The sequence below is a fragment of the Pseudomonas sp. PSE1(2024) genome, assembly GCF_050990555.1.
Lineage (GTDB): Bacteria > Pseudomonadota > Gammaproteobacteria > Pseudomonadales > Pseudomonadaceae > Aquipseudomonas > Aquipseudomonas aphyarum.
On record NZ_CP158967.1, the window covers coordinates 4,176,327 to 4,189,751 of the forward strand.

Below are 13,425 nucleotides of genomic sequence, written 5' to 3' on the forward strand. Positions count from 1 at the left end.
GCACCGGGGCGGCGTTATTCGCCGTCCCAGTAATCCACGCCGTCTGCCTGCCGCGCCACCGCGACGAATCCCGAGGCATTACCGTCGGCATCGACGTTGAAGTTGTCCATCACCGCGTATTTGTTCGAATCCGGGTACTCGCAGATTTCCGGTTGCTGCTGGGTGCTGACCGCCAGATAGCGCAGTTCCGCAGCACTGGTGTTGATGATCTGATGCGCCGCTTCCGGGCCGCCCGGCGGGCAGGCGATCACGTCGCCGACGCGGATCGGGAAACGTTCGGCACCGAGGCGCACTTCCCCTTCCCCGGCCACCACGTAAAACATTTCCTCATTGACCCGATGGCTGTGAAACGGACTGCCGCGCATGCCCGGCGGCAGCGCATACAGCCGATATCCGAGCTTTTGCGCGCCCAATTGCTGGCCGACCCGGGCGAAGCGTTGCTGGTAACGCCCGGCGGTTTCGCCCTCGGGGGCCAATGATTCGGGAAGCGGTTCGAGTTCGACGTCATTCAGGTTGAGAATGGGCGGATGCATGCAAACCTCGGCTTTTGTGATGGGCAAGTCTGTGCTTGCTGATCCGGCAGTATAGGCAAAGCAAGGCAAGAAACCGCGTCGCGGCAATCGCTAGCAGGCTAGCTCCCACGGGAGGTATGCATCTCCACTGTGGGAGCTAGCCTGCTAGCGATGAGGCCCGCCAAACCAACACAGAAACGAAGGACTTAACTGCGGGCAAACGCCACCGCCGCATCGAACTGCTCGACCGTCGGCCGCACGCCGGTGTACAGCACGAACTGCTCAAGCGCCTGGATCGCGATCACTTCCAGCCCGGTGATCACTTTTTTGCCTTCGGCACGACCGCGCACGATCAGCGGGGTTTCCGAGGGGATCGCCACCACATCGAACACGGTGTCGGCAGACTGGATCACATCCACGTCAAAAGAAAGCTGCCCTGCTTCCGGGCCGCCGTCCATCCCGACCGGGGTCACGTTGATCAGCATCTGCGGACGCTCGTCGCCCAGTTCCGCCTGCCAGCGATAACTCAGAGAGTCGGCCAGCGCACGCCCGGCGCGCTCATTGCGGGCCACGATCAAACCGTTTTTGTAACCGCCATCGCGCAAGGCACTGGCCACCGCCTTGGCCATGCCGCCGCTGCCGCGCAGGGCGAAAGTCGCGTCCTTCGGCACCGCGTGGGTTTCCAGCAACTGGGCGATGGCGATGTAATCGGTGTTGTAGGCCTTGAGATGGCCGTTGGTGTTGACGATGGTGTTGATCGACTGGATCGCCGCCGCCGAAGCATCCAGTTCATCGACCAGCGCAATACTGGCTTCCTTGAACGGCATCGATACGCCGCAACCGCGAATCCCCAGCGCGCGGATCCCGCCGACCGCACCGGGCAAATCCTGACTGCTGAACGCCTTGTAGTAGAAATTCAGGCCCAGTTGTTCATACAAATGGTTATGAAAACGCAGACCGAAATTCCCGGGACGCCCAGACAGGGACATGCACAATTGGGTGTCTTTGTTGGGGTTCATCTGCATGGGAGGCTCCTTCGAATGCACTTTCGGATGGACGGGATTAGCCAGGCCATCGGGTTCTGAACGATCATAAGGCGGTCTGTTCCGGGCATCACAGCCGATGCCTGAAATACGGTAAACAAACCGGTACAGACCTTACACAAAATTTACCTGGCGGCCGTGCTGTTTTTCAAAATGTTGCTGTCTTAGAAGTATCCCCGCGCCATTCCGGGCCTGCTGCAGGTTCGGACGCCGGGTCGAAGAACCGAGGAATTATCATGATTCGTAAACTCCCCATCGTGGCCTTGTTGATTGGTGCATTCGCGATCACGGGTCAGGCAGAAGCCCACGGCGGTGGCTGGCAGGGCCCGGCGGTATTTGGTGCGATCGTCGGCTCGGCCATCATCGGCTCGGCGCTCATCAACCAGGATCGGCCGGTGTACGTCCAACAGCCTGTTTACGCTCAACCGGCACCGGTCTACGTGCAGCAACCGCCGCCACCGGTCTACTACCAGCCGGCCCCGGTTTATGTGCAGCAACCGGTCTACGTCCAACCGGCTCCGGTCTATTACGGCCCGCCGCGCGGTTATTACGGCCGGCCACACTATTACGGTGGTCCGCGCTGGTAACCGGCCAACAGAGCCCCGCTTGATAGCGGGGCTTTTTATTGCGCGCAGATTATTGCCCGCGGAAAAGCCAACCGTCCGTCGGCCAAGGTCTGAAAAAATCTCGCCAAGGTCGCTGTGGGGACAGTTTGAACCGTTAAAGTCGGCATGATGGACTCGACCGTCGGGGGCAAAACACAAACGGTCATCTATTTGTCATGACGGAACCGCACTCTGAATCCGTCCGCATACAACAGGTTGATAACAACAAGGACGACTTGAATGCCTACACAGAATCCGCACCGCATCGTCGGTTTATGCACCTCGAGCAAGGTCTACAACGCCCTGACCGAACTCAAGCACCTGGAAGGCCACCGCACGGCGAAGTTTCTCTCGCTGCTGGCGGAAAACCTGGTGCGCAAGGGGTTTCTCAATGAACACGAGATCGTGCACATGCTCGATCAAGTGGTGGATTGAGCCAGCCCTCACTGGCGTCAATGACCACTATCGAAAGCGTTGATTGTCCCTGAAACGGCCAACTCCCTAAGGTAGCTCCATAGATTGGTGGAGGTACTTCTCATGGCTCAGGTTCAAATCATGTCCGTTATCGGTAGCGCCGTTCCCGCATCGCTCAGAGAGCTGGGGCTGCTCGCCTGCTGGTATCTAGTGCGCGACGGCGAGCCGGTCAGCGGCCCGCTCACGTCCTTGCCCGCCGCCCAGGCACTGTCGCAACAATTGCTCAACGGCCCGTTCAAGGCTTAAGGCAGCTGCACTTTCGGTTTGCTTTCGATGAACAGCGCCCAGCTCGACATGAACAGCGCCGCAATCAGCGGCCCGATCACAAAGCCGTTCAAACCGAACACCGCCAGCCCGCCCAGGGTGGAGATCAGGATCATGTAGTCCGGCATCCGGGTGTCCTTGCCCACCAGGATCGGGCGCAGCAGGTTATCCACCAGACCGATCACGAACACCCCGAACAAACCCAGTACCACGCCCTGCCAGATCATCCCGCTGAGCAGGAAGTAAGCCGCGACCGGCACCCAGACAATCCCCGCCCCCACCGCCGGCAGCAACGACAGAAACGCCATCAACACGGCCCAGAGCAACGCGCTGGGAATGTCGAGAAACCAGAAAATCGCCCCGCCCAGCGCGCCCTGCGTAATCGCCACCAGCAAATTACCCTTCACCGTCGCGCGCACCACGCGGTTGAATTTCAGCTGTAAACGACGCTTGTGATGCTCCTCCAGCGGTATCGCCGTGCGCACCTTGCGCGCCAGTTCGGCGCCATCGCGCAGGAAGAAAAACAGCAAGTACAGCATGATGAAAAAACTCACCACGAAATCGAACGTGCCCTGGCCGAAACTGAAGGCCTGACTCGCCAGCACCTGACTGCCCTGCATCGAGGCTTTGACAATCTTCTCGCGCAAGGCATTGAGCTCACCCAAGCCGAAGCGATCGAGCAAGTGCTGAAAGTACGGCGGCAGGCTGTGTTTGAACTGCGCCAGATACGCGCCGATATCGAGCTTGCCGCTTTCGATGTTGTCGTAAAGCGTCGCCCCCTCCTGCACCAGCAGCACACTGATGACGATCACCGGCAGGATCGCGATCACCAGGCAGACACTCAACGTACACAGTGATGTCAGGTTGCGTTGCCAGCCGAATTTCAGTTGCAACTGACGTTGCATCGGCGCAAACAGGATGCCGAGAATCACCGCCCAGAACACCGCGCCGTAGAACGGCAGCAGGATCCAGATAAAGGCGACCGTCACCAGAAACAGCAGCACGGTGAGGGATTTGAATTGCAGACTCTTTTGGTTCATGTCCGGTCCAGGTCAGTCAGGCGCCACCCGCGCCCGTCCCGTTTAGTCAGTCAGCGTCAGCGCGAGTGCCCTGTTTCTTCATGGAGCATAGATCCAGATCAATAAACCCTCGGCGCAACTGCTCTACCCTGCCGCGCTTTTGCGACCGACGCCGCCATGACGACCTCCTTCCCCCCCGAACTGCTCGCGCCCGCCGGCACCCTGAAAAACATGCGCTACGCCTTCGCCTACGGGGCCGATGCGGTGTATGCCGGCCAGCCGCGCTACAGCCTGCGGGTGCGCAACAACGAGTTCGATCACGCCAACCTGGCGCTCGGCATTCGCGAAGCACAGGCCCAGGGCAAGCGCTTCTACGTGGTGGTCAACATCGCGCCGCATAACGCCAAGCTGAAGACCTTCCTCAAGGATCTGGCGCCAGTGATCGAGATGGCGCCGGATGCGCTGATCATGTCCGACCCCGGCCTGATCATGCTGGTGCGCCGGCACTTTCCGCAGATGCCGATCCACCTGTCGGTACAGGCCAACACGGTGAACTGGGCGAGTGTCGAGTTCTGGCAGCAACAGGGCTTGAGCCGGATCATCCTGTCCCGTGAATTGTCGCTGGAAGAAATCGGCGAAATCCGCGAGCAAGTGCCGGGCATGGAGCTGGAAGTGTTCGTCCACGGCGCGCTGTGCATGGCCTACTCCGGCCGCTGCCTGCTCTCGGGTTACATGAACAAGCGCGACGCCAATCAGGGCACCTGCACCAATGCCTGCCGCTGGAAATATTCGGCGCAGGAGGCCACTGAAAACCAGCTCGGCGAGATCGTGCAGACCTTCGAACCGCAACCGACCCTTGGCCTCGGCGCCCCCACCGATCAGGTGTTCCTGTTACAGGAAGCCAACCGCCCCGGCGAGCTGATGCCGGCCTTCGAAGACGAGCACGGCACCTACATCATGAACGCCAAGGACCTGCGCGCGGTGCAGCACGTAGAGCGCCTGACCCGCATGGGCGTGCACTCACTGAAGATCGAAGGCCGGACCAAATCGCACTTCTATTGCGCACGCACCACCCAGGTCTATCGCCGGGCCATCGACGATGCAGTGGCCGGTCGCGAATTCGACCGCAGCCTGATGACCGATCTGGAATCCCTCGCCCAGCGCGGCTACACCGAAGGTTTCCTGCGCCGGCACGTGCACGACGAATACCAGAACTACCAGAACGGCAGCTCGGTTTCGGAGCGTCAGCAGTTCGTGGGGGAACTGACCGGCGAGCGCCGGGATCGTCTGGCCGAGGTGAAAGTGAAGAACCGCTTTGCACTGGGCGATCACCTGGAACTGATGACGCCGAAGGGCAACTTCCATTTTGATCTGCATGAATTGCAGAATCTTAAAGGCGAAGCCATCGACGTGGCACCGGGGGACGGGCACACGGTTTTTCTGCCGATTCCCGATGCGGTGGATTTGCGCTTCGGCTTGTTGATGCGCGACGTGAGCGGGGCCTGATCCGGCTCAGACAAACTCCTCGCGCAACATCGCCACAAACGCCTCACGCGCCGGGTGCACCCCGGCGTTTTCATGCCAGTAGAACAAGTTGTCGATGGCCGTCAGTTCCGGGAATTCGTAACCCGCACATCCCGCGCCTTTGGCGTATTGCTCGAACACGCCTTTGGGCACCAGCGCCACGCCGGCGCCGGCACTCACGCAACCGACAATCGCCCCGTAACTGGCCAGGCTGACAATCGGCAGTGCCAGCCCCTGACGCAACAACCAGTGCTCCAGCGCGGCACGATACGGACAGCCTTGCGGCCACATGAACACGGTTTTGTCCTGCAAATCGTCGAGGTCGCGCACCGGCCCGAACGAGGTCGATGCGATCAGCAGCAATTCTTCGCGATACATCGGCGTGCGTTTGAGCCGGGAGCGCTCGACGTCCACCGCGACGATGGCGCCGTCGAGACGATGGCTGACGGTATCGTCGAGCAATTGCCCCCAGGTGCCGGTGGTCAGTTCCAGCGCCACGTTCGGATAGCGCTTGTGAAATTTTGCCAACAGGCGCGGCAGACGCCCGGTCGCCGAAGATTCGATGGCGCCGATGCGCAGCGGCCCGGACGGCTCGGCGGCAGGATCGACCGCGCGTTTGGCTTCAGCTGTCAGCGCCAGAATTTTTTCTGCATAGGCGAGAAAAGTCTGCCCCGCAGGACTGATCCGCAGCCCGCGCCCTTCGCGCAGAAACAGCGCCACCCCCAGCTCCGCTTCCAGGGATTTGATCCGCGCCGTGATATTCGACGGCACGCAAAACAGCTTTTCAGCGGCTTTGGCGATGCTGCCGACCTCGGCCACGGTCTTGAACATACGGATTTGCGCCAGCTCCATAACTCATCACTCATAGTGAATGGTTGGCGCAGTATAAGTCAGTTGTGGCGAATGATTGGCCGCCCGGATACTCGGCGCATCAACCCTCTTGGTGCCTCGCTCATGCCTTCCACTTCGTCTTTGAAAATCCTGTTGGCCATGGCTTTCGTGGTCGGTTGCTGGGCCTATTCGCCGACCGGCATCCACATCGGTCTGCAAGCCTACGACCCCGGTCATCTGGCCTTGCTGCGTTTTCTGCTGGCGTCGCTGTTCATGGCGGTGATTGCAGGTTTCAAGGGCATTCATCTGCCGCGCCTGCAGGATTTGCCGCTGTTGTTAGCCTTGGGCTTTTTTGCCGTCAGCCTGCATCACGTGGTGCTGAACATCGGTCAGCAAAGCGTCAGCGCCGGCGCGTCGAGTGTGCTGGCGCAATCGACGCCGCTGTTCAGCACGTTGCTGGCGCGGTTTCTGTTCAAGGATCGGATCAGCGCCTGGCGCTGGGGTTGTGTGTTGCTGGGATTCGTCGGCGTGGTGATCGTGGTCAGCGGCGATCGCGGCCTCGGCAGCCTCGACGCGCACGGTTTGCTGATCCTGCTGGCCGCCGTGTCATGGAGCGTTTACTTCGCTCTGCAAAAACACCACGCCCGGCGCTACGACGGGCTGACGCTGGTTTGCTACACGGTGTGGTCCGGCACGTTGTTGCTGTTGATCTACTTGCCGGGGCTGGCCGACAGCGTGGTCAATGCGCCTCTGCGGGTGCAATGGGCGGTGCTGGGTCTGGGCGTGTTTCCCAGCGCCCTCGCCTATCTGGCGTGGGCATTCGTGCTCAAGCATGTGGACCTGAGCCGGGCGACGATGACGCTGTACCTGATTCCGCCGACCGCAATGGGCATTGCTTCCGTGGGATTGGGCGAACGACCGACGCTGTTGGTGCTGGCGGGTTCGGCGGTGGTGTTGATCAGTGTGCTGGCGTTGAATCTGGAGCGGCCCGCGGCGGTGCGGGCCATTGAGACTTGAGTTGCGACACCGTTATGCGCCGCCCGCCGAAAACCGGTCGCGACTGTTGGTCAGGTGCAGCCACATCGCTGCACGCGCGGCGTCCGGGTCCTGGCGCTTGATCGCGTTGAGGATCGCCTCATGCTCAAGATTCGCCAGTTGCCCGAGCTTGCTCAAATCCACCGCGCCGCGCTCGGCCGCGTTGACCCGGGTGCGCGGAATCATCGCGCTGCCCAAGTGCTGCATGATTTCGGTGAAGCAGACATTGCCGGTGGCTTCGGCAATCAGCAGATGAAAGCGCCGGTCGGCCTCGACGCAACTGTCGTTGTTGGCCAATAGACGCTGATAGTCGTCCAGCGCCTGACGCATCTGCACCAGCTGCTGTTCGGTGCGGCGCTGCGCCGCCAACGCCGCCGCTTGCGTCTCCAGCCCCATGCGCAATTCGAGAATGCTGCGCACCCCCAGCGCGGTGTCGACATTCAGTCGCAGCCCCTGCTCCGGTGCGCGCTCGATCACGAACGTGCCGATGCCGTGCCGCGTCTCCACCAGCCCTGACGCCTGCAACTTGGAAATCGCCTCGCGCACCACGGTTCGGCTGACGCCGTGCTCCTGAACGATCGAGTTTTCCGAGGGCAACTTGTCACCGGGCAACATCTGGCCGAGCAGGATGCTCTGGGTGAGTTTTTCCACCAAGTCATGGGCCAGGTTGTGCGCGCGTTTACGGGCGGGAGCGTCGAGGTCTTCTTGCATGGTCGGTTCCGGTGATCGGGGCAAGCCGATCGTAGCACTGGAGGCGATGACTTGTATGAGCTCCTATGAATTCCAGAGCTTAACTTGTATGACAACACTCGATTTTAGCTAGAAAATCTTCCACTGCGCCGAGCAGTCGCCCCACGATCACTGGCATAGAATGCTCTGCCTTATCTAATACAACCCTTACCAAAGCCAACAAACACGGCACTTAAAATCTTAAAAAGCATAAAAACCGCCTCACGTAGACAAATTTGATTGAGCACTCCCGCTTGTAGGACAAAAAAATCTAGTTGTATGATGTCTAGCAACAACGCAACATCAGACACACCCCGCATAAAAATAACGAGTGGGAGAAAACCAAGTGAAATCATCCATTGCCGGGATGAACGAGGGCACCGATTCCGTGCTGTCCTCCGCCATTGCCAAAGTCAAACGCCACGTCCTGCCGCTGTTCGTCATCATGTTCATCGTCAATTACATTGACCGGGTGAACATCGGCTTCGTCCGCACCCACATGGAACACGACCTCGGCATCGGTGCCGCGGCCTACGGTTTCGGTGCCGGGCTGTTCTTCATCGGTTACGCGCTGTTCGAAGTCCCCTCCAACATGTTGCTGCAAAAAGTCGGCGCGCGAATCTGGCTGACCCGCATCATGTTCACCTGGGGTCTGGTGGCCGCCGGCATGGCGTTCATCCAGAACGAAACCCACTTCTACATCCTGCGATTTCTGCTCGGCGTGGCCGAGGCCGGGTTCTTTCCCGGGGTGATCTACTACTTCACGCGCTGGTTGCCGGGGGCCGAGCGCGGCAAGGCGATTGCGATCTTCCTCAGCGGTTCGGCCGTGGCCTCGCTGATTTCCGGACCGCTGTCCGGCCTGCTGTTGCAGATCGAAGGTCTGGGTATGCACGGCTGGCAGTGGATGTATTTCATTGAAGGGATGTTCTCGGTTGGACTGTGCGTATTCGTCTGGTTCTGGCTCGACGCCAAACCCCACGATGCGAAATGGCTGACACGCGCCGAGCAGGATGCACTGGTCAAAGCCATCGACAATGAGCAGAAGGCCCGCGAAGCTGCGACCCCGATCCGGCCGTCGCTGGGCAAACTGCTCAAGGATCGCCAGATCATCCTGTTCTGCCTGATCTACTTCTTCATTCAATTGACCATCTACGCCGCGACGTTCTGGCTGCCGAGCATCATCAAGAAGATGGGCGAGATGAGCGACTTCCAGGTCGGCCTGTTCAACTCGATTCCATGGTTGCTGTCGATCATCGGCATGTACGCGTTCGCCTCGTTCTCGGCGAAGTGGAAACACCAGCAAGCGTGGGTCGCCACTGCGTTGCTGATCGCCGCTGCGGGGATGTTCATGTCCACCACCGGCGGGCCGATTTTTGCCTTTGTCGCGATCTGCTTTGCTGCGCTGGGTTTCAAATCCGCTTCGTCACTGTTCTGGCCGATTCCGCAGGCCTACCTCGATGCACGGATCGCCGCTGCCGTCATCGCGCTGATCAACTCGGTGGGCAACCTCGGCGGCTTCGTCGCCCCGACCACTTTCGGCTTGCTGGAACAACACACCGGTTCGATCCAGGGCGGCCTCTATGGTCTGGCCGCGACCTCGATCATCGCCGCGATCATCGTGTTCGCCGCCCGCATGACACCCAAATCCGCACCTGACGTCGCCGTGGCCGATGCCGCGCCGAAACACGCTTGAAAGGACAATCCCAAATGACCGCACACGACATCGCCAAAGCCCCGATCATCACCGAGATGCAAGTCATTCCGGTGGCTGGCCACGACGGTATGCTGCTCAATTTGAGTGGCGCCCACGGGCCGTTTTTCACCCGCAACATCGTCATTCTCAAAGACAACGCCGGCCACACCGGCGTCGGTGAAGTGCCCGGCGGCGAACGCATCCGCCAGACGCTGGAAGACGCTCGCAGCCTGGTGGTCGGCAGCCCGATCGGCACGTATCAGAAGATCCTCAACCAGGTGCGCCAGACCTTCGCTGACCGCGATGCCGGCGGCCGTGGCCTCCAGACGTTCGATCTGCGCATCACCATTCACGCCGTCACCGGGCTCGAAGCCGCCCTGCTCGACCTGCTCGGCCAGCACCTCGACGTGCCGGTGGCGGCATTGCTCGGCGAAGGTCAGCAACGTGATGAAGTGAAGATGCTTGGCTACCTGTTCTACGTGGGCGATCGCCGGGAAACCGACCTCGCCTACCGCAGCGAACCGGATGCCGACAACGACTGGTTCCGCGTGCGTCACGAGAAAGCCATGACTGCCGATGCCGTGGTGCGTCTGGCCGAGGCTGCCCACGCACGCTATGGCTTCAAGGACTTCAAGCTCAAGGGCGGCGTACTCAGCGGCGATGCCGAAATCGAAGCGGTGACCGCCCTGGCCGAGCGCTTCCCCGACGCCCGCATTACCCTCGATCCGAACGGCGCGTGGTCATTGAAAGAAGCGATCCGTCTGTGCCGCGACCAGCATAATGTGCTGGCTTACGCCGAAGACCCGTGCGGTGCGGAAAACGGTTACTCGGGCCGTGAAGTGATGGCCGAATTCCGCCGCGCCACCGGGCTGAAAACCGCCACGAACATGATCGCCACCGACTGGCGCGAAATGGGCCACGCGATTCAGCTGCAGTCGGTGGACATTCCGTTGGCCGATCCGCATTTCTGGACCATGCAGGGTTCGGTGCGCGTGGCGCAGATGTGCCACGAATGGGGCCTGACCTGGGGCTCGCACTCCAACAACCACTTCGACATTTCCCTGGCGATGTTCACCCACGTCGCGGCCGCCGCGCCGGGCGACATCACCGCGATCGACACCCACTGGATCTGGCAGGACGGCCAGCGCCTGACCAAGGCGCCGCTGCAAATCGTCGACGGCTGCGTGCAGGTGCCGAAGAAACCGGGGCTGGGCGTCGAGCTGGACATGGATCAGGTGGCCAAGGCCCACGAACTCTATAAAGGCATGGGACTCGGCGCGCGGGATGACAGCGTGGCGATGCAGTTTCTGATTCCGGGCTGGACGTTCGATAACAAGCGTCCCTGCCTGGTGCGCTGACCCGGATTCAACGCAATTCCCTGTGGGAGCGAGCTTGCTCGCGATGGCGGAGTCTCAGCCGATAGATGTTTCGAATTTGAGGCCGTCATCGCGAGCAAGCTCGCTCCCACAAGAATTTTCACTAGCCGGACATTTCCAGCAACCAGTTCCTGAACGCCGCCATTGCCGACGTCTCCGGCCGTGACTGCAAGCGCGTCAGCCAATAGCTGCCGGTGGTGATTTCGATGGCAAAGGGTTGACGGACCAGGTCCGCCGCCAGTTGCCGGGCAAACATCAACGGCGGCGCCAGTGCCACCCCGCCGCCCTGCAACGCCGCCTCCATCATCGCCAGCGACGAGTCGAACACGATGCTCTGGGGCGGCGCGGCATGGGTCGCCAGCCCCGCCGCGTGAAACCACTCCGGCCACTCATCAGTGCGATAGGAACGCAGCAAACGCTGCTGCAAAAGATCCCCCGGCGCATGCAGTTGCCGGGCGATTTCCGGCACGCAGAGCACCGACAACGGCGCCTCCAGCAAACGGGTCGCCTCGATACCGTGCCACGCCCCGGCGCCAAACCGGATCGCGTAATCCAGCCCTTCGGCGGCGACGTCCACCCGATTGTTGTTGGTCGACAGCCGCAAATCTATGAGCGGATGTTTCGCCTGAAAGTCCGCCAGCCTCGGCAACAACCAACCCACGGCGAAAGTGCCCACCGCGCCAACCGTGAGCATTTCCCGATACTGCCCGCCCGCCAGACGCTCGAGCATCTGCGCGATATGATCGAACGACGTGGTCAGCACCGGCAGCAGGGTTTCGCCCTCGCCGGTCAGCATCAGGCCACGGGGCAGGCGTTTGAACAGGATCACGCCGAGTTGCGCCTCCAGGCTTTTTACCTGATGGCTGACGGCCGCTTGGGTCACGCACAACTCCACGGCCGCACGGGTGAAGCTCAGATGGCGCGCAGAAGCTTCGAAGGCGCGTAATGCATTCAAGGGCAATTGAGGTCGAATCATGCCAAGTCCCAAATTTTTCTAATGGCTCGTCCGAGATTTCATCGTTTGTCGAAAGACCCCGGACTGCCTAGATTTGGCGGCGCCGATCAGCCGGCCCGACGGAAAACGCTCGCAGTGTAGCGGGATAACACCATCAACACTCATGGAGAGTGGTTCAAGCATGTCTTCGATCAACCTGAACAAATTCAAGTCCTACAGCGCTTTCGGACTTTTCTTCAGCGCCGCCACCTGCCTGGCCGCCCCGCAAACCGACGATCAGTTGCAGGCGCTGGTCAAAGCCACTGTGACCCCGGTCATCCAGCAACAGGATATCGCCGGTCTGGCCGTGGCCGTGACCGTCGATGGCAAGGCACATTACTTTAACTACGGTGTCGCCGACAAAAGTACCGGGCAAGCGGTGAGTGAAAACACCCTGTTCGAAATCGGCTCGGTGAGCAAAACCTTCACCGCAACCCTCGCCGCCTACGCCCAGGCCAGCGGCAAACTGGAATTCTCCGACAAGGCCAGCCAGCACTGGCCCGAACTGAAAGGCAGCGCCTTCGACCACATCAGCCTGCTGCAACTCGGCACCTACAGCGCCGGCGGCCTGCCGCTGCAATTCCCGGACGCCGCAGATTCTTCCGACAAGATGCTCGGCTATTACCAACAGTGGAAACCGACCTTTCCGGCCGGCAGCCATCGCCTGTATTCCAACCCGAGCATCGGCCTGTTCGGCTACCTGGCAGCAAAAAGCCTCAGTCAGCCGTTCAATCAGGTCATGACCGAAACCCTGCTGCCGAAACTAGGACTCAAGCACACCTTCCTGTCGGTGCCCGCGTCTGAAGAAAAGCTCTACGCCCAGGGCTACGACAAGAACAACAAACCCGTTCGCGTCAGCCCCGGCGCCCTCGATTCCGAAGCCTACGGCGTGAAAACCAGCGCCGCCGACCTGCTGCAATACGTCCAGGCCAACCTCGACACCGCCAGACTCGAAGCACCGCTGCAAAAAGCCATCGCCCTCACCCACACCGGTTACTACACCGTCGGCGACATGGCCCAAGGCCTGGGCTGGGAACGCTACACCTACCCGATCAGCCTCGACCGCCTGCTGGACGGCAACTCGACGCCGATGGCCATGGAACCGCACAAGGTCAAATGGCTGAATCCGCCACAGCCGGAACCGGCGAACGTGCTGCTGAACAAGACCGGCTCCACCGCTGGCTACGGCGCGTATGTCGCGTTCGTGCCATCGAAGAAAGTCGGGATCGTGATTCTGGCGAACCGCAATTACCCGAATGGAGAGCGGGTGAAGATTGCGCACAGGATTCTGGGTGAGTTGACCCGGTAATCACGCCATAAAAAAAC

The 13,425-nt window shown here is 60.7% G+C and carries 14 protein-coding genes; 8 read left to right on the forward strand and 6 right to left on the reverse strand.

Going from position 1 to position 13,425, the window contains the following annotated elements; translation table 11 throughout:
* Positions 1–14: 14 nt before the first annotated feature.
* Positions 15–533, reverse strand: coding sequence for a cupin domain-containing protein (locus ABTV87_RS18915; protein ID WP_433898122.1), 519 nt, complete (start codon positions 531–533; stop codon positions 15–17).
* Positions 534–718: 185 nt separating this feature from the next.
* A complete protein-coding gene (locus ABTV87_RS18920; protein ID WP_433898123.1) occupies positions 719–1,537 on the reverse strand; it encodes a shikimate 5-dehydrogenase in 819 nt (272 codons plus the stop codon).
* 254 nt (positions 1,538–1,791) lie between these two features.
* On the opposite strand from ABTV87_RS18920, the gene ABTV87_RS18925 reads away from it, so the two are divergent.
* From ABTV87_RS18925 to ABTV87_RS18935, 3 genes are all read left to right on the forward strand, one after another.
* Positions 1,792–2,142, forward strand: a complete 351-nt coding sequence (locus tag ABTV87_RS18925) for a hypothetical protein (protein WP_007951578.1) — start codon at positions 1,792–1,794, stop codon at positions 2,140–2,142.
* Positions 2,143–2,400: 258 nt separating this feature from the next.
* Positions 2,401–2,595, forward strand: coding sequence for a hypothetical protein (locus ABTV87_RS18930; RefSeq protein WP_007951579.1), 195 nt, complete (start codon positions 2,401–2,403; stop codon positions 2,593–2,595).
* 102 nt (positions 2,596–2,697) lie between these two features.
* Positions 2,698–2,880, forward strand: coding sequence for a hypothetical protein (locus ABTV87_RS18935; RefSeq protein WP_064380832.1), 183 nt, complete (start codon positions 2,698–2,700; stop codon positions 2,878–2,880).
* On the opposite strand, the gene ABTV87_RS18940 is transcribed toward ABTV87_RS18935, so the two are convergent.
* Complete coding sequence (locus tag ABTV87_RS18940; RefSeq protein WP_433898124.1) at positions 2,877–3,938, reverse strand: AI-2E family transporter; 1,062 nt, start codon at positions 3,936–3,938, stop codon at positions 2,877–2,879. The two genes, ABTV87_RS18935 and ABTV87_RS18940, sit on opposite strands and share 4 nt — an antisense overlap.
* Before the next feature lie 156 nt (positions 3,939–4,094).
* Here ABTV87_RS18940 and yegQ point away from each other — a divergent pair, with 156 nt between their 5' ends.
* Entirely contained in the window at positions 4,095–5,423 is a 1,329-nt protein-coding gene (yegQ, locus tag ABTV87_RS18945; protein ID WP_433898125.1) for a tRNA 5-hydroxyuridine modification protein YegQ, read from the forward strand.
* A 6-nt stretch (positions 5,424–5,429) separates the two neighbouring features.
* On the opposite strand, the gene ABTV87_RS18950 is transcribed toward yegQ, so the two are convergent.
* A complete protein-coding gene (locus tag ABTV87_RS18950) occupies positions 5,430–6,293 on the reverse strand; it encodes a LysR family transcriptional regulator (protein ID WP_433898126.1) in 864 nt (287 codons plus the stop codon).
* 102 nt (positions 6,294–6,395) lie between these two features.
* Here ABTV87_RS18950 and ABTV87_RS18955 point away from each other — a divergent pair, with 102 nt between their 5' ends.
* Positions 6,396–7,289 carry a DMT family transporter gene (locus tag ABTV87_RS18955; protein ID WP_433898127.1) on the forward strand — a complete coding sequence of 298 codons (894 nt, stop codon included), beginning with the start codon at positions 6,396–6,398 and terminating at the stop codon, positions 7,287–7,289.
* Positions 7,290–7,301: 12 nt separating this feature from the next.
* Here ABTV87_RS18955 and ABTV87_RS18960 read toward each other — a convergent pair whose 3' ends face one another.
* On the reverse strand, positions 7,302–8,018 hold the full coding sequence (locus tag ABTV87_RS18960; RefSeq protein WP_096822357.1) for a FadR/GntR family transcriptional regulator: 717 nt from the start codon (positions 8,016–8,018) through the stop codon (positions 7,302–7,304).
* 364 nt (positions 8,019–8,382) lie between these two features.
* Here ABTV87_RS18960 and ABTV87_RS18965 point away from each other — a divergent pair, with 364 nt between their 5' ends.
* Positions 8,383–9,729 carry an MFS transporter gene (locus ABTV87_RS18965; protein WP_433898128.1) on the forward strand — a complete coding sequence of 449 codons (1,347 nt, stop codon included), beginning with the start codon at positions 8,383–8,385 and terminating at the stop codon, positions 9,727–9,729.
* A 14-nt stretch (positions 9,730–9,743) separates the two neighbouring features.
* Positions 9,744–11,087, forward strand: a complete 1,344-nt coding sequence (gene gudD, locus ABTV87_RS18970) for a glucarate dehydratase (protein WP_433898129.1) — start codon at positions 9,744–9,746, stop codon at positions 11,085–11,087.
* Between the two features lie 121 nt (positions 11,088–11,208).
* Here gudD and ABTV87_RS18975 read toward each other — a convergent pair whose 3' ends face one another.
* Positions 11,209–12,081, reverse strand: coding sequence for a LysR family transcriptional regulator (locus tag ABTV87_RS18975; RefSeq protein WP_433898130.1), 873 nt, complete (start codon positions 12,079–12,081; stop codon positions 11,209–11,211).
* 160 nt (positions 12,082–12,241) lie between these two features.
* Here ABTV87_RS18975 and ampC point away from each other — a divergent pair, with 160 nt between their 5' ends.
* Positions 12,242–13,408 carry a class C beta-lactamase gene (gene ampC / locus ABTV87_RS18980; protein ID WP_433898131.1) on the forward strand — a complete coding sequence of 389 codons (1,167 nt, stop codon included), beginning with the start codon at positions 12,242–12,244 and terminating at the stop codon, positions 13,406–13,408.
* Positions 13,409–13,425: the final 17 nt, after the last annotated feature.